Source organism: Sphaerimonospora thailandensis (genome assembly GCF_016863115.1).
Taxonomy (GTDB): domain Bacteria; phylum Actinomycetota; class Actinomycetes; order Streptosporangiales; family Streptosporangiaceae; genus Sphaerimonospora; species Sphaerimonospora cavernae.
The window spans coordinates 1-17051 of the sequence record NZ_BOOG01000048.1 but is presented as its reverse complement, the minus strand read 5'-3'; the positions used below and the strand labels follow the sequence as shown (position 1 = coordinate 17051).

The window sequence follows — 17051 nt, the reverse complement described above, 5'->3', positions numbered from 1 at the left end:
GGGATGTGCGAACCATGGTCGCGGACTCGGAAACTTCGCTCGGCCCGGCGCTGGCGCCAGTTCCCGGTCGGCCACTGCCCAGCACACCTCGCGCGCTGTTCGACGCGCTGCCTCCCCTTGAGTGTCTCCGCGCAGAGATCATCGACGGTCGACTGATCGTAAGCCGCTTGGGCACCATCGAGCATGCCAGGGCGGCTATGCAGCTTTTCGAGTCACTCATCCCGATCATCGACGAGCGCGGTTGGCATGCCTGGACGCGCAACGTCGATGTGTGCATCGATGGCACGCACGAACCGGTCGTGCCCGACTTCGTGCTCGCCCCGGTGAACTGCACGCGGTGGGGCGGCAGGGAACTGCTGTCGTCCGGTCTGAAGCTGGTCGCCGAGGTCGTCTCCCCGGGCAGTGCCCACGACGACCGGGAGTTGAAGCCGGACATCTACGCGCGTGGCGGCGTCCCCGTGATGCTGCTCATCGACCCCCTCGCCGAGTCGGGGACGGTGACCGTGTTCAGCGAGCCCAAGGAGGGGCGTTACCAGGTGATCTCGACGGTGACGTTCGGGCGGGAGATCTACATTCCCGACCCGATCGACTTCACCTTGGACACCTCAGTCTTCAAAGAGGTCCTCTAGGCCGACCCGCTCGGCCTCCTGCCGCGACCTGCCGACCCGCTGACTGCCGGACGGCTCCTTGCTGAGGCTGGGCGGGCTGGTCAGGAAGCCCGTGCCCCACGACAGATGCATGGCCGCGTACACGAGCGGGAGCCGTACCAACGCGGCCGGCGGCAGACCCCGGCCGGTGGCGACGGAACCGGCGAGGATCGCCGCAACGTAGCCACCGGGGATCAATAACCCCGGCCAGAAGAACGGCGAGACCACGAGGCCGAGCACGATGGCCGCCACCGCGGCGGGCGGCGCCAGATAACGTAAATTGATCGTGCCCTGGTGGGTGCGCGCGACCACCCGGCGCCACCTGCCGTAATGGAAGTACTGCTTGGCCAGCGCGCGGACGTTGGGCCGCGGACGGTAGGTGACCCGCATGCGCGGCTGGAACCAGACCAGTCCCCCGGTCTCCCGGATGCGGTGGTTCATCTCCCAGTCCTGCGCGCGCTGGAAATGCTCGTCGTAGCCGCCGACCCGGTCCAGGGCCGTACGGCGGAAGACGCCCAGATAGACGGTGTCGGCCGGGCCGGCCTGTCCCCCAGTGTGGAAGCGCGCGTTGCCCACGCCGATCTTCGAGGTCATCGCGCACGCGACGGCCTGCTCGAACGGGGTGATGCCCTCGGCCGCCATGATGCCGCCGACGTTGTCGGCCCCGGTGGTCTCCAGGGTCTCCACGGCCGTGCGGAGGTAGTCGCGGGGCAGCATCGCGTGTCCGTCGACCCGGGCCACGATCTGGTTGTGGGACGCGACGATGGCCGCGTTCAGCGCGTTCGGGGTGCGGCCGGTCGGGTTGGGCACGACGATGACGCGCGGGTCCTCCGCGGCGATCGCGTCGGCCACCTCCTGCGTGCGGTCCTTGGACGGGCCGACGCTGAGGACGACCTCCAGCGGGCCCTCGTAGTCCTGGTCGAGGACCTGCCGTACGGCTTCGCGCAGGTGCCGCTCCTCGTTGAGCACCGGCATGATCACGGAGACCGGTGGCCAGCCGCGCGTGGGCGTCTGACTCTGCTGGCGCGAGTCGGAAAAGGGCTTCATGGTTGCGCTCACGCTACTGTACGGGGGGGTGGAGGCGGCAACCGGAGGACGGGAATGCCTGGCGACCAAGAGGAGGACTCCGGCGTCCGCATAGGCGGCGACGGCTACGGCGGGGTCAAGATCGCAGCCCGACGCGCCCGCCAAAAACGGACAAACTTCCGATCGATCATCATCTCTGGCACCCTTTCGGGAGTCGTGATGATCGGCTCCGGTGGGCTGTGGCTGGCGTCCAGCTACGCGGCCAAGCAGATCCAGTCGGTGGACGCCGGAACCGCGGGTGGCGCCGGACCACGCGGCGCGATGAACATCCTCCTGGTCGGCGTCGACAAACGGGACAACCTCAGCAGAAAGCAGCAGAACCAACTCCATCTCGGCCGCGAGGTCGGTCAGCGAACCGACACGATGATGGTCATCCACCTGTCGGAGGATCACGAGCGGGTGACGGTCGTCAGCCTGCCCAGGGACACCTGGACCGAGATCCCCGGCAAGGGCGCCCACAAGATCAACTCCGCCTATCAGTTCGGCGGCGCCAGACTGGCCGTACGGACGGTCGAGCAGGTGACGGGACTGCGCATCAACCACTACATCGAGGTCAACGTGCTCGGCTTCATCGATGTCGTGGACTCGCTCGGCGGCGTGACCGTCTGCACCCCGGTGCCGATCGACGACCCGAAGACCCGGCTCACCATGCAGCCCGGGACGCACAACCTGGACGGCGTCAACGCGCTGGCCTACGCGCGTACCCGTGCCACGGCCCGGTCCGACCTCGACCGGATCGACCGGCAGCAGCAGGTGATCTCGGCCCTGCTGAACAAGGCGATCAGCGGCGGCACGCTGAGCAACCCGGCGAGGCTCACCGGGATGGTCGGCTCGGCACTCAAGGCGATCACTGTCGACAAGGCCCTGGCGGACGACCTGCTCGGGTTGGCCAACCAGCTCAAGGGCGTCTCGACGGACGATGTGGCGTTCGCGACCGTGCCGCTGTCCGACGTGAACTACCGGACGCCGACCGGCGAGTCCGCGGTGCTGTGGGACAAATCGGCCGCGCAGGAGCTCTTCCAGCGCATCGCCAAGGATCAACCCCTGGTCGAGACGTCGCCCAAACCCTCCGGTACGGCTTCCGCTTCCGCTTCCGCCAGGCCGTCGGGTCAGCCCTCGGCCGGGGCGTCGGGGCAGCCGTCACCGTCGCCGACCGCGCTCACGATCCCACCGGAGCGGATCGCGGTCCGCGTGCTCAACGGGACGACGGTCACCGGGCTGGGCGCCCGCACCAAGACCGCACTCGTCGCCGCAGGATTCATGGTGCCGTCCACACCGGGCAACACGGCCAGGCGCGACTTCGTGAACACGGTGGTCCGTTACCCGCCCGGCCGCGCGGACTCGGCCCGCACGGTCGCCGCCGCGATCCCCGGCGCCGAGCTGCGCGAACAGCCGGACGTCTCCGGCATCGAGGTAGTGCTCGGTCAGCGGCACAACACCGTCAAGAAGGTGACGGTCGCTCCTGTGGCGGTCTCCTCCCCCACGCCCACGGCGACCCCCTCGGCCCGGACCGCCACCCAGAACATCTGCAAGTAGCAGGTGGTCAGTCGAACTCGCCAGCGCGGACGCCGACGGTGAAAGCGACCCACTCGGACTGGGTGAACCGCAGCACGGGCCCCTCGGGAGCCTTGCTGTCGCGGACGGCCCGTCCGCCGTCGGGAAGCTCGGCGACCTCGACGCAGTCTCCGCCGTTCGTGCCGGAGAAGCTGCTCTTCCGCCAGGAGAGCCGGCTCACGTCCATGTGCGTTCCACCGTCCGTGTGATGAGGGCGAGCGAATCGGAGCGGGAGAGCGCCTCGGTCCTGATCTCCTCGTAAACCTCGTTGAGCACGTTGAGGTCGTCGGGGTGAGTAGTGACCTGGCCCCTCGCCGCCGTCTCCAAATACCCTACGGCAGCACCCGTCGGAGTGGTCGCCAAGACGAAACCGCCTTGCAGGCCGGGATGCACGCCCATCGGGACGATCTGGACGGAGGTCCGGGGATTCTCCGCGTCCTTCACGAGCTTCTCCAGCTGCGCCCGCATGATCTCGATGGATCCGACCGGCCGCAGCAGGACGGATTCGTCGAGGACGCAGCGAAGCGTCGGCGGCGCGGGGTTCTCGCGTTTCAAGATCTCCTGGCGTTCGATCCGGGCCGCGACCGCGTCCTCGGAGCGCAGCAGCGCCCGGGCGTAGTCGGGCGTCTGGAGCAGGCCGGGCACGACCAGCGGCTGCCAGGTCCGCAGCGACGTCGCCTCCTGCTCGATCTCCCGCCAAGGGGCGAACCACGACGGGTGGCGCTCCCGCGACACGAGCGGCCAGAGCCGACCCAGCACGCCGTCGGTCTCCAGCGCTTCGTCGCATGCGGCGGCGAACTCCATGGTCGGCATCCGCTGCGCGGTCTCGATCATCCCAACGAGGGACGACCCATAGTTGATCTTGTTGGCGAGCGCCTCCTGGCTCATCTCGCAGCGCGATCTGAACCGTCGAAGCTCGGCGCCGAAGAATGACAGCGGAGACGCGCCAGGGTCGAGTTGACGAGCGGGCGGCATCCGATCCTCCCAGCCGTACGGCTTAGCCGTACCAGATCCCACGGGACACCACCGCGCCCGGCGGACGATCCCACTGATTGCACTGTGTAGATATTAGGTCTACCGAAAGTAATGTTCCAGGGGGATTCTGGATGTCCGCAACCGTGAGAGATAGGGGACAGCCGATGCGAATCACTCCCAAGGAGGCACTGAAGGGCCTCGGCGAGCTCATCGACAAGGACCGGTTCTCCGTACGCCTGGTGGAGTATCGCCAGCGTCCGGCGATCCGGGTCACGTCGCTGAACTCGTGCTCGATGACCGACACGATCGTCGCCGAGCCCAGAGGGGAGCTGGTGGTGTTCTGCTGGTCGTGGGGTGACCTGGTCGGGACGAGCTCAGATCTGCGCAGAGCCGCCGAGATCGTGATGCGGGTGCTCGACATCGAGGAGAGCCCGATCCTGCCGAGGTGAGCGGATGGGGGTCGGTCACTCGTTGGGGGTCTCGCTGACACCGCCGCTGACCGTGACGATCCCGGAGAGGGCGGCCACCTCGGCGACCAGGTCGGGGATCGAGCCGGTCCCCCGCATGGACAGCACCGCCGACGTCTTGGACGAACCGGCGACCTGCTCCCCCAGCAGATGCTCCCGGCCGTTGTCGCGGCCGGCCTCCATGAGGTGGCCGTGCTCTACGTGAAAGGCGGACCGTTCGACGCTGACGTCGGAGACGGTGAACTTCCGGCGTCGACAGGTCTCCAGCACCTCCGGCAGCGCCTCGGAGATCTCCAGGTAGGTCAGCCGGAGCTGGAACGGCAGCCGGGCCGGGCGGGGAAGCCGGTTGGCGATCGGGGTGAGCCCGAACACCACGAGGAAGTGCCCGACGGCCACCCCCGTGGCCAGGATGGGCAGACCGGCCCCGGCCGCCGCCCCGACCGCGGCGACCACCCACACGACGGCGGCCGTCGTCAGCCCGCGCACCGCGTCCCGCCGTACGAAGATCACACCGCCGCCGATGAAACCGATCCCGGAGACGATCTGGGCGGCCATCCGGGACGGGTCCAGCACCACGAGTTCGGAGGTGATCACATCGCCAAAGCCGTACTTGGAGACCAGCATGAACAGCGCCGCGCCGACCCCTACCAGGGTGTGGGTGCGCAGGCCGGCGCTCTTGTTCCGCCATTCCCGCTCCAACCCGATGAGCGCGGACAGGACGAACGCCAACCCCAGTTTGACAACCTCGGACCAGCCCTCCCCTCCCGGCGGGGCCGCCGCCAGCACTCCGGCCGCCGATGTCCCCATCACGCGCGTCCTCCTTCGACCACCCGATCTGCAAAAGCGCCAAGAAGGGTCATGACACGTTCATGTCATTCGTAAACCCGGCTCCCCGACCAAGGGGGGGGTCATGCGGGTTCAGGGGTGTCGAGCAGGGCTTGGGCGTAGTAGGCGAGGGAGCGGTTGTACCTGGGCAGATGACGGGCCAGCGCGCCGAGCGCGAGCGAGGCGGCTTCCCTCTCCCGCCCGGCGTCGGCGAGCGCCAGGGCCAGGAACGCGGCGACCGCGTCATCGAGGTGATCCGAGCCGGCCTCTCGTTCGGCGGTCAGCAGGGCCACGCTCTCCTCGACCCGGCCGAGGTTGCGCAGGGTGCTGGCCAACTGGATCACGGCACGCCGCCGCCGCTCACCCGTCAGCCCGATGTCGAGGGCCTGCCGGTAGAGCGGAGCGGCCTGGTCGCCGTGGCCGGTTGAGTCGTTCGCCGAGGCCAGCTCGAACAGCGCGTTCGCGTCATCCGGCACGCGTTCTGAGGTCAGCTCGCGGACCTTCGCGAGAAACTCCTCGGGCTCGTGGTCGTCGATGCCAGCCCACAGGGTCGCGATCCGCTGTTCCCAATCCGCTTCGATCGTTGTCACCGCCGCAGCTTCGCAGACACCACTGAGTGCGACTGAGCGCAACTGAGAAACGTCGGAAATCTACGCTTCTCAGTTAGCCGCAGTGCATGGGTCCGGATGAGCTGGATGCCATGCTCGCTGTCGTGGGTGATGGCACACCCGCGGAGGTCTTGGAATCCGAGGTGCTGGACATCTCCTCGTGTCGCTCAGACAGATCCTGACCCATCGCGAGCCAGGGCGAGCGCTGGCGTCCCATCTGCTCGGATCTCGTTCTACAGTGCCCTAGCGGAAGCGACAGGGAAGTAAGGAGCACAGAGCGTGGGGGGACTTCAGTCAGGAGGTGGCACGAGTGCCGTCGCGGCCTCGGCGCATGCCGGATGCGAGCGGTTCCGGCTGACGGATCCGTTCCTCACCCGCAGGACCCGTAAGGCACTGGCCGCGCAGGTCGGCCATCCCGACATCACCGCCGGGATCCCGGAGGCCCGCTGGATGCGGGCGATAACCTTCGAGAGCCTCGTGCACTCCGAGCGCTTCGTCTCCGAACTGCTCACGAAGACAGTCGGACAGCTCGACCTCCCCCGCCCGGAAGCCGTGCGCCGACGTGACTGTCACGGCGATGTCGCCGTCACGGCCGCCGAACTCGCCCGGGCGCACGCCAAGGCGACCTCCTCCGGCGAGGCCACCATGGTGACCGCGCTCGCCGTGCCGTACGTCAACCTGGAGGATGTCTCCGACGCGACCGCCGTTCAACCGGACTTCGCGGTCGTCTGCCCCCGCGAGGGCGGCGGCTCCTGGCTCATCATGGGCGACGCGAAGGACTACGAGCGGATTCGCTCACGCATCGACGACGGCCGGATGCTCAAAGGGTTCCTGCAGGTCGCCCTGGGCGCCGAGTCCGCCGCCGCCTGGAGCAGGCTGCCGAGCGGGATGCGGGTGCACCGCTACGGCGCGCTGGCCGTACCGCGCAACGCCTTCCTGCAGCCCGAGGCCGTCGTGGAGTTGTTGGACGACCACCGGGTCGAAGTCCGGATGAGGGCGGATGAACGACTTGAGGCGAAGGCGAAGCTCGGTGGATCCTCCCCGGGGGAGGAGGAACTGTCGGCGTACCTCGCTCATCTGACGGCGGCCTTCGACCCCCACAGCTGCGTGACCTGCAACCTCTTCGCGTACTGCCGGCAGGAGCTCCGTGCCGACGACGACCCGCTCGCCGTGCTCGCCGAGATCGGAATCGACCGTTTCAGCCGGCCTGCCGTGGCCGGGTTCGTGTCCGGGCTCGTACCGCAGAACACCGTCGCCCCGAACACCGTCGCCCCGAGCACCGTGGCCCCGAGCACCGTGGCCCCCAGCACCGTGGCCCCCAGCACCGTGGCACAGGTCAGCGCCACCATCAGCGGCCTCCCGCAATGGGCCGGGCGCCTCCGTACCGACCCGTGCGGGTCGGCCGGCACGATCGACCTGGTGCTCGTGAAGTCGGATGGCGCGGCTCTCGGCGTACACGGCGTGGCCGTACGGAAAGTCGGGGCGGACGGGCCGGACCGCTGGGTGCGGCGGGTCTTCTCCGACCCGCATTCGCCGATCACCCGACGGGCGGTGATGCGGATGCTGGGCGTGGCCATCCGGGAGATCCAGGAGGCCGGCCTCGGTCCGGTCCACCTGGTCGTACCGGACCGTCCGACCGCCGACCTGCTGGCCACCGCCGCCGATTCCCTGGCCGGGATCGAGTTGAGCCGGCTGCGCTGGCAGCACGACCTGGACAGCGGCCGCCCGGCCCTGACCTTCGACGGGGAGCCCGCTACGCTGCCGGACCCGCTGCTGGCCGACGAGCGGCTCGCGGTCAGCTTCCTCCTGGAGGAGGACCGGGCCCGGGCGATGAGCCTGCGCTCGCCCGTCGTCGACATGCGGGCCGTGATGGCCTCGCATGTGACGCCCGGCGGTCCGGCCGTGGACGCCGGCCGGTTGGACTACCTCGTCACCTGGGCCGAGGCCGCCGACCCGCTGGACCACCGCCAGGTCTCCGACGCCATCGCCGCGCAGCCGGAGACCCCCGGCGCCCGGCTCTCCAACTCCGCCTCCGACGAGATCCACCGGGCGCTGAACGACAAGGACACAGCGGCGTACGAGTCGCTGGTGAAGGCGGCCCTCGACTATCGCATCGGGGTGATCGAGAGGGCGCAGAGCGTTCTCGACAGGCTGCCGATCTCCCGGCTACGCGATGTGCACCGCGTCCTGGAGGGCGACGCGCAGGAGGTCTGGGGCCGCAGGGTCGCACTGCAGGCCTCCGATCTCGTCCGCTTCTCTCGTACGCACCGGAGCTGGCGCAACTCACAGGTCGATATGCTGGATGCCGACCGGAAATGCTTCGACCAGCTCACCTGCCTGGCCGACGCTTCGATCGCGCGCGACAGGGCGGCCGACGCCGGGATTCGCGAGCTGGCCCTCGCGACGGTAATCGATCTCGACCCGGTCCGCCTTGAGGTGCGGTCACGACGTCTGGCCGGCGGGTCACGGGTCGTCGCGCTGCACATGAACGGCCGCGGCCTCGTCGAGCAGCCGAGCACGACCATCAAGGTCCAGAAAGGGTCGTTCAAGTTCGGGCAGCTGCCGGTCGGCGCGCTCAGCTCGATCGACGGCGTCGAAGGACTCCGCTGGGACCCCGCCGTGCTGCCCGACCTGGCCGTCGGTGACGTACTGGTCCTGGCCGACGCCGACTGGTTCGGCAAGGCGCTGCGGTCCGGCCATGAGATCACCGTGACACGGCCGTCCCTGGACAACCAGTCCGCCCCCAAGGCCACGTGCACGCCTGACACGTACGCCGCCGACCCCGAAAGCCACAAATGGTGCTGTCGGCCGCACGCCATCGCCGAGGCCGAGTGGTCGGACGAGCTCGCGGAGCGCCGGGCCCGCGGTGAGCTCAACCCCGAGGTCTGGCCGCCCCTGGTCGACGACGAACGCTTCGACGTCGGGCCCGGTGACGATGAACCGCTGCCTGAGGGAGCGGTGCCTTCGCCCACGCCTGCCCCGGACCGGCTGACCATCGACGACCTGGACTGAAACCCCATGACGATCACCTTTGCGGCTCCCGCCCCGCCCGTCGGCGACGCGATCCATCACGAAGCCGCGGCCAACGGGAACATCGAGGCCGCTCAGCAGGCCATCACCACGCTCCTGTCCGTGCTGGACGGTGAGGCGGACCACGACAAGATCCTGCTGCGCGCCGCCGCGGGCGCCGGGAAGTCCTACGCACTCGTACGCATGGTGGAAGCAGCCCTGGACCATCCGAACTGCACCCGCGTCGGCGTCACCGCCTTCGCCAACAAGCAGGTGTTCCCACTCGCCGGTGAGCTGGGCAAGGAGCTGGGCGCTTCCCGGGTCTGCCTGTTCGTGGCCGCGAACCGGCTGCCGGAGGTGCCGCAGGACGTGCTCGATCACGTCTCGGTCGCCACCTCCACCGGCGGCATCCCCCCGACGTGCGCGGTGGTCCTCGGAACCTCGCACAAGATGGGCGCATGGGGTGAAGCGCAGCGCTTCCTCGATCATCTCGGTCCCGCCGCCAACGCCGACCTGCCGTACGACGTCCTGTTCGTCGACGAGGCGTGGCAGTTGCCACTGCATCGGTACGCGATGGTCGAGGGCCTGGCTCCGCTCTCCGTCGGCGTGGGCGATGTCGGCCAACTGCCGCCGATCGATCCCAGCCAGAACCCGTGGCGCGGCGACCCCGGTTACAACCCCTACCGTGCCTGGCCGACCGCCTACGAAGACCACGACAGCACCTTCACCGTCGATCTGCCCGCGGTGTGGCGCCCCACGGCCGCCCAGCTTCCGCTCTGGCGGGCTTTCTACAGCGACTGGGACCGGCTGGACTGCGTCGCCGCTCCGGGCGATCGTACCGTCGAACTGCCGGTCCTGGCCGGGGCCGCCGGCGCGGTCTGGGCGTCCGTCGCCACCGGCACCCCGACGCTGCTCGAGGTCGACGGCCTGCCGGACCCCGAGGCCGCCGACATCGACCCGCCGCTCCTCGGGGTGATCGAGGAACTGCTCACGCCGCTCCTGGAGAACGAGTTCACGGTCGTGCGGCGGCGGTACGACGGCGTCGGCAGCCCTCAGGACGAGGTACGGATCAGCTCGACCGCGCCCTCCGGTGACCCCCTGATCGTCGTCCTCGCCACCCGGAACCAGGCCGTGGACGACGCGACCGCCCTGGTCGAACGCCTCACGGAGAAGTACGACCTGCCGGACGGCGTGCTCCTCGCCTCGACGGTCGACTCCTGGCAGGGCCAGACCAACGCCATCACCGTCGCCATCCACCCGCTCTCCGGCGCCGACCACCTCGACGAGTTCAACTCGGCGTTCGGCCGGCTCGCCGTCACCTGCACCCGCGCCACGCACGGACTCCTGATGGTGGCTCGCGCCGGTCTCGACGACCTGCTGAGCGAGGCTCCGGCCCGGCCGGGCACACCACTCGGCGAGCCCGGAACCCGATCCCTCCCCCGGCAGACCCACCAGCGGATCCTCGCCACCTTCAGCCGCGCGACGTTGCAGCTCGGCATGGACTTAGTGTGACGCTGTCCGGCCCGTGTGGAGTGGTCGAGCCGGTCAGTCCGCCTCGGTCGGCTCTTTCCCGGCCAGGATCGTCTGGCAGTCCGCCCAGGCCGCCGTCGACAACAGCGGCCGGGCGCGAGTGAACAGCGTCAGCAGGTCAGGTCCGTACTTCGCGGCGAAGGCCGGATCGTGGTCGGCCAGGTCGAGCTCGTTGGCCGCTGTCAGTTCGGCGAACCAGGCCGGCTCGGCCGCGGCGATCGACGCCGTCCGGTCGGTGAATCGGTCGCGGAATTCGACCGGATCGGCGGCGCCCAACTGTGGGTAGACGTGCGCACGGCCGCACGCACCGTACGGTACATTATGCGCCGATCTTGTCGACGTGGACGACGTGGATGCGCTCGTGACCAGCGGTCAGGGCGGTCAGGTGCGGCACGTCGGACGTGACGATCACGACCGGTCCTTCCTGGGCGACTGCCGTGGCCGCGACCATGGCGTCAACAGCCTGGTCTGTGGCCAGCCCCGCCGCGCCGATCAATTTCCCGGCCTGTTCGCCGATCTCGCGGCTCACCGGTTCGACTACCACACCACCGAGAACGCGATACATGCCCGCGTCCCGTGGGGCGCCGCGTAGCGTCTCGGCCAGGATGGCGGCCGACGTGAGTACACGCCGACCGTCCAGGTGTGCGGCCTGAAGCCGGACGTACATCGCCCTGTCCGTTGCCGCGCATGACAGGCCCTCGTTGTCGAGGACGAGCGCACCATGCTCGCGCGGGCGCACTCTCTGCCGACGCTTCACGTGGTCGGCCACTCGGCGCGAGCCGCCGCCAACTCCTCCTCCGTGACCGGGCCATGGATCTCCCGGAGCTCCGCCACCAGGTCTCCCAAGCGATCATGTTCCAGTTGCCGGATCAGCGCATGCGTGACGTACGCCGAGACGTTGCCGTGTCCTGCCCGGGCCCGCAGTTCGGCGGCGACATCCGCGGGCACGGTGATGCTCATCTTGTCGGTCCTCAGCGGCTCACCCATGCCTTAATCCTACCGTTGGGAGGATCAAGCTGCCCAGAGATCGCTCGCCTGAGCGGTTGATGGAGGTATCAGTCGAGGGACAGCCCTGCGGCCGGAGTCACCCGGGCGGCCCGCCGTGCCGGGAGAACAGCGGCGAGGAGTCCGGCCAGGGCGGCGATGAGGACGACGACGCCGAGTGACAGCCAGGGGACGTGCATGGCGGCGTCGCTGAGAGCCCGCTTCACGACCGTCTCGTAGCCGACCCAGGCGAACCCGACTCCGATCGGTGAGCGCGACATCAATGGGGTGGTCCCTGCCGATCTGCTCTCCAACGACGAACGCCACGTGGCCATTCCGGTGAGTACGGCGGTCGTCAGGGTGACGCCGACCAGCAGGGAGGCGGTGGTGGTGGCGGTCCGGCGCGGATTGCGCACCGCGTTCTTGGTCGCCAGCCGCCCGGCGGGGCCGATGATCCGAACCAGGCGGGGGACGAGCACCAGTCCGAAGAGGAGTACGCCGGCGAACACCGATCCTCCGCCGGCCAGCATGAGCGCCGTACCGCCTCGGACCATCGCCACCCCGAGCAGAGCCGGCCCGGTGACCAGGAGGAGAGCAGCGAGCGCCACCCCGATGGCGGCCGCCTCGCGGCGTACCGAACGCACCACCTGCCGCCGGGTCGTGCCGATGCAGCGCAGCAGTGCGAAGTCGCGGAGTCGTTGCGCGAGCAGGATGGAGAACGTGTTCGCGATGACCAGGACCGAGACGATGCTCGCGTCGCTGACCGGGACACTGGTCGGCGTCGGTCTCGGCTACGGGCTGATCGCCCTGATCAACGCCTTCACGCCCGCCATCCTGATGGGCACCGCCGAGCTGCCCACGCTCTGGCTCCTCCCGCTCGCAGAAGAACTCGGCCTCACCATCGAGACCTCCGGCGGCATGACCCCCACGATCGGCTCCCACGCGCTCCTGCTGCAGATGACGACGAACCTCGTGCACAACGCGATCGTCCACAACCTGCACGGACAGGGCGCCGTGTGGGTCACGACCAGCGTTCACCCCGAGACTGTGGTGCTCACTGTCGAGAACACCGGCGAGAAGCTCGCCCCACAATTGGTTTCCACGCTTGTCGAGCCGTTTCGGCGCGGCACCGAACGTATACGCACCGACCACGCAGGTGTCGGCCTCGGCCTGGCAATCGTCAAAAGCATCACCCGAGCCCACGACGGAGCCCTCACCCTCACTCCACGCCCCGCCGGCGAGCTCCGCGTCACGGTGCAACTACCCGCCGCACCACCGCAGACTGGCAGATGACGATCAGTCAGCCCATCCCGCTGCCGCGCCCGCGCGGACGGGCGAACGAACAGCCACGGTTACATAGGTGGGGCTGGCCTGGTCCTGTGACCACCCGATCTGAATGATCTTTTCTACTGGGTGCTGAATGCAGCTATCTACGTCCAAGCCGGGTCGGGCCATCCGCTGGGGAGTCCAGCTGGTCATCTTGCTGGGTGTTCGGAAAATACATGCTCTCCACAGGCAGCGGAGATAGGCTTTTTCCTGAACACCGAAGGGGGGGCGAGTATGGAAGCGTCACCACCTCTGCGCACGGCGGAGGTTCTCAGGGCAGGGATAGCCGTTCTGACCGAACGCCTGCCGAACGGATGGGCACTGCGAGTTCGCGAGGATGATCTGCCGCACAGGGACCACCTCGACAGGCTGGCGACGGTGACGGCACCAGGCGGCACTACGGCGACGCTGGTGCTGGAGGTGAAACGCCTGGTTCAGAGCCGCGACGTTCCCCACCTCCTAGAGCGCCTGGAAACACTCATGGGCAAGCTCCCTGACAGCCACGGGGTGGTCGTGGCTCGGTACCTGTCGGAGCCTGTGCGCAGACGCCTCTCCGACGCGGGCCTTTCCTACGTCGACGCCACCGGGAATGTCCGGATTAACGTGAGCCACCCGGGGCTGTACATAGCGGATCGAGGAGCCGATCGGGACCCATGGCGGGGTCCCGGCCGGCCGCGGGGCACTCTGAAGGGCGCTCCAGCCGCGAGGATCGTGCGCGCGCTGATAGATGCCGACAGGGCCTGGCCGATCCGTACGCTGATCGACTTCGCCGGCGTATCGACGGGGTCGACCTATCGAGTGATCGAGTACCTGGAGAGCGAGGGTCTGATCGTACGGGACGACGCGGGTGCGGTGATCGTGCCCGACTGGGTCTCTGTACTACGCCGCTGGAGCATTGACTACGGGTTCGTGGGGAACAGCCTGGTCACCCGGTGGATCGCCCCGAGAGGTCTGCCGGATCTGGTGAGGCGTGCGAGCGCAAGCAGCGTCACCTATGTCTTCACGGGTACGGTCGCGGCTGCCGAATGGGCTCCGTACGCACCCGCGCGTTCGGCGATGATCTATGTTGCGGACGCGGAGCAGGCCGCGATGTTGTGGGGTCTTCGCCGTACGGATGCCGGTGCGAACGTCATGCTGGCCGAACCCCAGATCGACGTCGTCTTCACACGGCACCTTGTCACCGCATCCCAGCTTTCGATCGCGGCACCGGCACAGGTCGCGGTCGACTTGATGACCGGTCCAGGACGGGCTCCCTCCGAAGCCGAAGAACTCATTGAATGGATGAAGCGAAATGAAGCATCCTGGCGTCGATAGGGACGACCTCCTCGTCCGCGCCCGATCCGCCCTCCTCGACGCCCTCGGGGCGCTCGACGAGCACCGGGAGGCGGTGATCGTGATCGGGGCCCAGGCGGTCTACCTGCGTACGGCCGGGATTCCCGTCGCGCTGGCGGAGACGACCAAGGACAGCGACATCGCCCTCGACCCCCGCCGACTCGACGACGACCCGCTCCTCGAGGAGGCCATGACCCGTGCGGGCTTCCATCGGGATCCCGTCAGCAGCCAGCCCGGTTCCTGGCTCAGCCCCGAGGGCATTCCCGTCGATCTGATGGTGCCTGAGGCCCTGGCCGGGCAGGGAACGAAGAACACCCGTGGCGCCAGGATTCCTCCTCACGACCGGCGGGCCGCTCGCCGCGCTCGGGGGCTTGAGGCCGCCGTCGTCGACAGCCCCCGCATGACGGTCACGGCCCTCGATCCGATGGACTCACGTACATACCAGGCCAGAGTCGCGGGGCCTGCGGCACTACTGGTCGCCAAGCTTCACAAGATCGCAGAGCGGATAGCCGCGCCGCACCGCCTCAACGACAAGGACGCCCACGACGCCTACCGGATCCTGATTGGCACCGACACTGCCGAACTGGTTCGTGTGTTCAAAATCCTGCGCGAAGATCCGGTCAGCGCCGAAACGACCGCAGAGGCGATCACCTATCTCGCCGAACTGTTCGCGGCCGGGCCTGACGCGCCTGGCGCCCTGATGGCAGGGCGGGCCGAGGAAGGGATCGGCGAGCCGGAGACCGTCGCGCTGGCTACGTCCCTCCTGGCCAGCGACCTCCTCACGGGATTGGAACCGCTCGTCCCAAGATGACAGCGAACCCCGCCTCCTGTAGAAGGAAGCGGGGCTCTCGAGCGTCAGGAGCTACTTCAGGAGTTGGCGGGCCACGACCATGCGTTGGACCTGGTTGGTGCCCTCGTAGATCTGGGTGTTCTCCGCCGCACTCCTGGGCGACCTGCGATAACCGCTAGATCTTGCCGCTGACCAGGGAATACGCTTGCCGAGACCTTCCGTCGGTTGCCGCCGGTTTTGACGCTCCCACGGAACAGCCACGGAACAGACCAAGATCAGGAGGTGTCCGGTGACGCTTCCCGGAAAGGGCTCGCGCCTGATCACAGTAAGTGATGTGGCGTACCGCTGGCGCGTCCGCCACAAGCCCACCTACTGCCAAGGGAACGGTTGGACCCCCATGACCTTCGCCGTCGAACTCGCGGAGAAGCCGGGCAGCGTCCTCCTGGTCACGCTCCCCTACGCCAGACCCGACAACTGGCTCCTCGAACAATCAATGAGCGTGCGCCCTGCCCTCGTCGCGCAGTGCATCCGGAAGGCGATCAGCGAAGGATGGACACCGAACCTTCCCGGCCCTGCTCATCGACTGGACCTCATCCGACGACCCACGTCCGACGTCCCGCCCTCGTCATCCGGTGCCAAGTGGACCCGGACCGCAGGGCCGCCAGGCCCGAGGACCGGAAGCCACGGGGCAGCCCATAAAGGAGGAGAACCTGTGGAGGATTCTAGAGACGTACCCCACTCCGAGCCTGCGGCTGCCGCCGACCTCACAGGGTTGGTTGGCCACACCGCGGGCGTCACCGAGCGAGTTGAAGCGGTGGAGGCATTCATCGATGTCGCTAGCCGTCTTGTCGCAGTGGGTGATCTCAGGTGGGCGGAGGTCGAGGCTGACTTTCGGTTGCTTGCGATAAACGTAGCTCTCCGCCGTCAACTGGAGAGTCTGAGGGCCGCTGCAATGCTCACTAGGCAAAATTTCGGGCATCTCGCTGTAGTCTTCGTGCGTGCTTCACTCGAGGACGTCATATACCTCAGTTTTTTCGGGTCGCTAACACTTGAGGAGTCGCAACGGCTGTTCCTACTGCTTGGCAACTGGGATGCGACGAGATCGCTGCTTGCTCAGCGTGACTACGTCGGTGATGACGTCATGAGGATGCTTTGGTATCCACCGGCATTTCTCGACGCTGTGCAGGCCAAACGAGACGAAGTTCGCCTTCAGCTGAGAGAGCTAAAGAAGCACTATGGGTGGCCAGGTGGCGATCTACCGCCCGGCGCCTGGATTGCTGAACGTGCCGGCCAGAAAGACCTTTACGACTATCTCCACGCTGCCACAAGTCGCGCGCTGCATTTCTCTGCGGGTGAGATCATGCGCCGAGGCTGGGGGCATCCTTCAGGAAAGATGATCACGGATAAGCCCGAATTCCGAGAGCACCTCGCATCGTTTGCGCTCGACCAGCTCTGGCGGCTCTATGTGGAAACCTGGGGGGCAGCCGGGATGTTGATGGAGGGCGCGGGCATCAGCAGTGATGACACTTTGGACAGTGCGGACATGGAACCTGTGCTGAGCCGCCTGCTTACCCTGGGCAAGGTTCCGCTCGTTCACGCACACGAGTGGAATCTGGCTCCCGAAGGACCCCTGAGGTTCGCTGACCCCAACTAGTCGCTCCGCATTGCTCGCAAGATGCCCGCTGCGCGGCGGTGCCGACGAGCGTAGTAGTCGTCCAGTTCCTCCTCGATAAAGCCGGGAGCAGGGCCGACTGGGTAACCGCTGCGGCAGATCGGTCGGCAGGTACCGCCATGGGAACTCCGACCGCACCACGTACAAGTCATGTTGACGATCCCCCCTGCGCCGGTGCTCTGCCGGCTTTACCGCGGGTGACTGGTGATGCCCACCTATAATGCTTGCCCACTGCCGAAAGTTTTC

The 17051-nt window shown here is 68.0% G+C and carries 18 protein-coding genes; 9 read left to right on the top strand and 9 right to left on the bottom strand.

From position 1 onward, the window contains the following. Positions 1-14: 14 nt before the first annotated feature. Positions 15-629 carry a Uma2 family endonuclease gene (locus Mth01_RS22620; protein ID WP_204017934.1) on the top strand — a complete coding sequence of 205 codons (615 nt, stop codon included), beginning with the start codon at positions 15-17 and terminating at the stop codon, positions 627-629. Here the strand turns inward: Mth01_RS22620 and Mth01_RS22615 are convergent. Next, positions 606-1694 carry a glycosyltransferase family 2 protein gene (locus Mth01_RS22615; protein ID WP_204017933.1) on the bottom strand — a complete coding sequence of 363 codons (1089 nt, stop codon included), beginning with the start codon at positions 1692-1694 and terminating at the stop codon, positions 606-608. The two genes, Mth01_RS22620 and Mth01_RS22615, sit on opposite strands and share 24 nt — an antisense overlap. 198 nt (positions 1695-1892) lie before the next feature. On the opposite strand from Mth01_RS22615, the gene Mth01_RS22610 reads away from it, so the two are divergent. Continuing rightward, entirely contained in the window at positions 1893-3269 is a 1377-nt protein-coding gene (locus Mth01_RS22610; RefSeq protein ID WP_239089911.1) for an LCP family protein, read from the top strand. Positions 3270-3276: 7 nt separating this feature from the next. Here the strand turns inward: Mth01_RS22610 and Mth01_RS22605 are convergent, their stop codons facing one another. Then, the gene (locus tag Mth01_RS22605; RefSeq protein WP_204017931.1) at positions 3277-3474 is read right to left on the bottom strand and encodes a DUF397 domain-containing protein; all 198 of its coding nucleotides are present in this window, start codon (positions 3472-3474) and stop codon (positions 3277-3279) included. Then, complete coding sequence (locus Mth01_RS22600) at positions 3465-4262, bottom strand: helix-turn-helix domain-containing protein (protein ID WP_204017930.1); 798 nt, start codon at positions 4260-4262, stop codon at positions 3465-3467. The genes Mth01_RS22605 and Mth01_RS22600 overlap by 10 nt, the downstream gene beginning before the upstream one ends. 164 nt (positions 4263-4426) lie before the next feature. Between Mth01_RS22600 and Mth01_RS22595 the strand changes: the two genes are divergently transcribed. Then, complete coding sequence (locus Mth01_RS22595; RefSeq protein ID WP_204017929.1) at positions 4427-4711, top strand: hypothetical protein; 285 nt, start codon at positions 4427-4429, stop codon at positions 4709-4711. Between the two features lie 15 nt (positions 4712-4726). Here the strand turns inward: Mth01_RS22595 and Mth01_RS22590 are convergent, their stop codons facing one another. Together Mth01_RS22590 and Mth01_RS22585 are read right to left on the bottom strand one after the other, a co-directional pair. Continuing rightward, on the bottom strand, positions 4727-5536 hold the full coding sequence (locus Mth01_RS22590; RefSeq protein ID WP_204017954.1) for an MgtC/SapB family protein: 810 nt from the start codon (positions 5534-5536) through the stop codon (positions 4727-4729). Positions 5537-5637: 101 nt separating this feature from the next. Then, positions 5638-6144 (bottom strand): tetratricopeptide repeat protein, encoded by a 507-nt coding sequence (locus Mth01_RS22585; protein ID WP_204017928.1) that lies wholly within the window; start codon positions 6142-6144, stop codon positions 5638-5640. A gap of 297 nt (positions 6145-6441) precedes the next feature. Between Mth01_RS22585 and Mth01_RS22580 the strand changes: the two genes are divergently transcribed. Next, positions 6442-9174 carry a hypothetical protein gene (locus Mth01_RS22580; protein WP_204017927.1) on the top strand — a complete coding sequence of 911 codons (2733 nt, stop codon included), beginning with the start codon at positions 6442-6444 and terminating at the stop codon, positions 9172-9174. A gap of 6 nt (positions 9175-9180) precedes the next feature. Next, complete coding sequence (locus Mth01_RS22575; protein WP_204017926.1) at positions 9181-10683, top strand: hypothetical protein; 1503 nt, start codon at positions 9181-9183, stop codon at positions 10681-10683. 33 nt (positions 10684-10716) lie between these two features. On the opposite strand, the gene Mth01_RS22570 is transcribed toward Mth01_RS22575, so the two are convergent. The 4 genes from Mth01_RS22570 to Mth01_RS22555 all read right to left on the bottom strand — a co-directional run bounded on the left by Mth01_RS22570 (position 10717) and on the right by Mth01_RS22555 (position 12395). Then, complete coding sequence (locus tag Mth01_RS22570; protein WP_204017925.1) at positions 10717-10977, bottom strand: hypothetical protein; 261 nt, start codon at positions 10975-10977, stop codon at positions 10717-10719. A 43-nt stretch (positions 10978-11020) separates the two neighbouring features. Continuing rightward, the gene (locus tag Mth01_RS22565; protein ID WP_204017924.1) at positions 11021-11458 is read right to left on the bottom strand and encodes a type II toxin-antitoxin system VapC family toxin; all 438 of its coding nucleotides are present in this window, start codon (positions 11456-11458) and stop codon (positions 11021-11023) included. After that, the gene (locus Mth01_RS22560) at positions 11455-11688 is read right to left on the bottom strand and encodes a CopG family transcriptional regulator (RefSeq protein ID WP_204017923.1); all 234 of its coding nucleotides are present in this window, start codon (positions 11686-11688) and stop codon (positions 11455-11457) included. The genes Mth01_RS22565 and Mth01_RS22560 overlap by 4 nt, the downstream gene beginning before the upstream one ends. Positions 11689-11756: 68 nt before the next feature. After that, entirely contained in the window at positions 11757-12395 is a 639-nt protein-coding gene (locus Mth01_RS22555; protein WP_308440833.1) for a hypothetical protein, read from the bottom strand. A 37-nt stretch (positions 12396-12432) separates the two neighbouring features. On the opposite strand from Mth01_RS22555, the gene Mth01_RS22550 reads away from it, so the two are divergent. The 4 genes from Mth01_RS22550 (at position 12433) to Mth01_RS22535 (ending at position 16787) form a co-directional block, all read left to right on the top strand. Then, the gene (locus Mth01_RS22550; RefSeq protein WP_275409005.1) at positions 12433-12978 is read left to right on the top strand and encodes a sensor histidine kinase; all 546 of its coding nucleotides are present in this window, start codon (positions 12433-12435) and stop codon (positions 12976-12978) included. 120 nt (positions 12979-13098) lie between these two features. Further along, positions 13099-14325, top strand: a complete 1227-nt coding sequence (locus Mth01_RS22545; protein WP_239089910.1) for a hypothetical protein — start codon at positions 13099-13101, stop codon at positions 14323-14325. Continuing rightward, positions 14303-15154, top strand: coding sequence for a hypothetical protein (locus Mth01_RS22540; RefSeq protein WP_204017920.1), 852 nt, complete (start codon positions 14303-14305; stop codon positions 15152-15154). The genes Mth01_RS22545 and Mth01_RS22540 overlap by 23 nt, the downstream gene beginning before the upstream one ends. A gap of 376 nt (positions 15155-15530) precedes the next feature. After that, positions 15531-16787, top strand: a complete 1257-nt coding sequence (locus tag Mth01_RS22535; RefSeq protein ID WP_204017919.1) for a DUF5677 domain-containing protein — start codon at positions 15531-15533, stop codon at positions 16785-16787. The last annotated feature ends 264 nt before the right edge of the window (positions 16788-17051 follow it).

What these genes read in the sequence shown, in the direction of transcription:
- Mth01_RS22605 (WP_204017931.1), bottom strand. Translation starts at nt 3,474, where the DNA reads ATGGACGTGAGCCGGCTCTCCTGGCGGAAGAGCAGCTTCTCCGGCACG.
- Mth01_RS22595 (WP_204017929.1), top strand. Translation starts at nt 4,427, where the DNA reads ATGCGAATCACTCCCAAGGAGGCACTGAAGGGCCTCGGCGAGCTCATC.
- Mth01_RS22575 (WP_204017926.1), top strand. Translation starts at nt 9,181, where the DNA reads ATGACGATCACCTTTGCGGCTCCCGCCCCGCCCGTCGGCGACGCGATC.
- Mth01_RS22620 (WP_204017934.1), top strand. Translation starts at nt 15, where the DNA reads ATGGTCGCGGACTCGGAAACTTCGCTCGGCCCGGCGCTGGCGCCAGTT.
- Mth01_RS22590 (WP_204017954.1), bottom strand. Translation starts at nt 5,536, where the DNA reads ATGGGGACATCGGCGGCCGGAGTGCTGGCGGCGGCCCCGCCGGGAGGG.
- Mth01_RS22535 (WP_204017919.1), top strand. Translation starts at nt 15,531, where the DNA reads ATGACCTTCGCCGTCGAACTCGCGGAGAAGCCGGGCAGCGTCCTCCTG.
- Mth01_RS22550 (WP_275409005.1), top strand. Translation starts at nt 12,433, where the DNA reads ATGCTCGCGTCGCTGACCGGGACACTGGTCGGCGTCGGTCTCGGCTAC.
- Mth01_RS22560 (WP_204017923.1), bottom strand. Translation starts at nt 11,688, where the DNA reads ATGGGTGAGCCGCTGAGGACCGACAAGATGAGCATCACCGTGCCCGCG.
- Mth01_RS22540 (WP_204017920.1), top strand. Translation starts at nt 14,303, where the DNA reads ATGAAGCATCCTGGCGTCGATAGGGACGACCTCCTCGTCCGCGCCCGA.
- Mth01_RS22600 (WP_204017930.1), bottom strand. Translation starts at nt 4,262, where the DNA reads ATGCCGCCCGCTCGTCAACTCGACCCTGGCGCGTCTCCGCTGTCATTC.
- Mth01_RS22610 (WP_239089911.1), top strand. Translation starts at nt 1,893, where the DNA reads ATGATCGGCTCCGGTGGGCTGTGGCTGGCGTCCAGCTACGCGGCCAAG.
- Mth01_RS22615 (WP_204017933.1), bottom strand. Translation starts at nt 1,694, where the DNA reads ATGAAGCCCTTTTCCGACTCGCGCCAGCAGAGTCAGACGCCCACGCGC.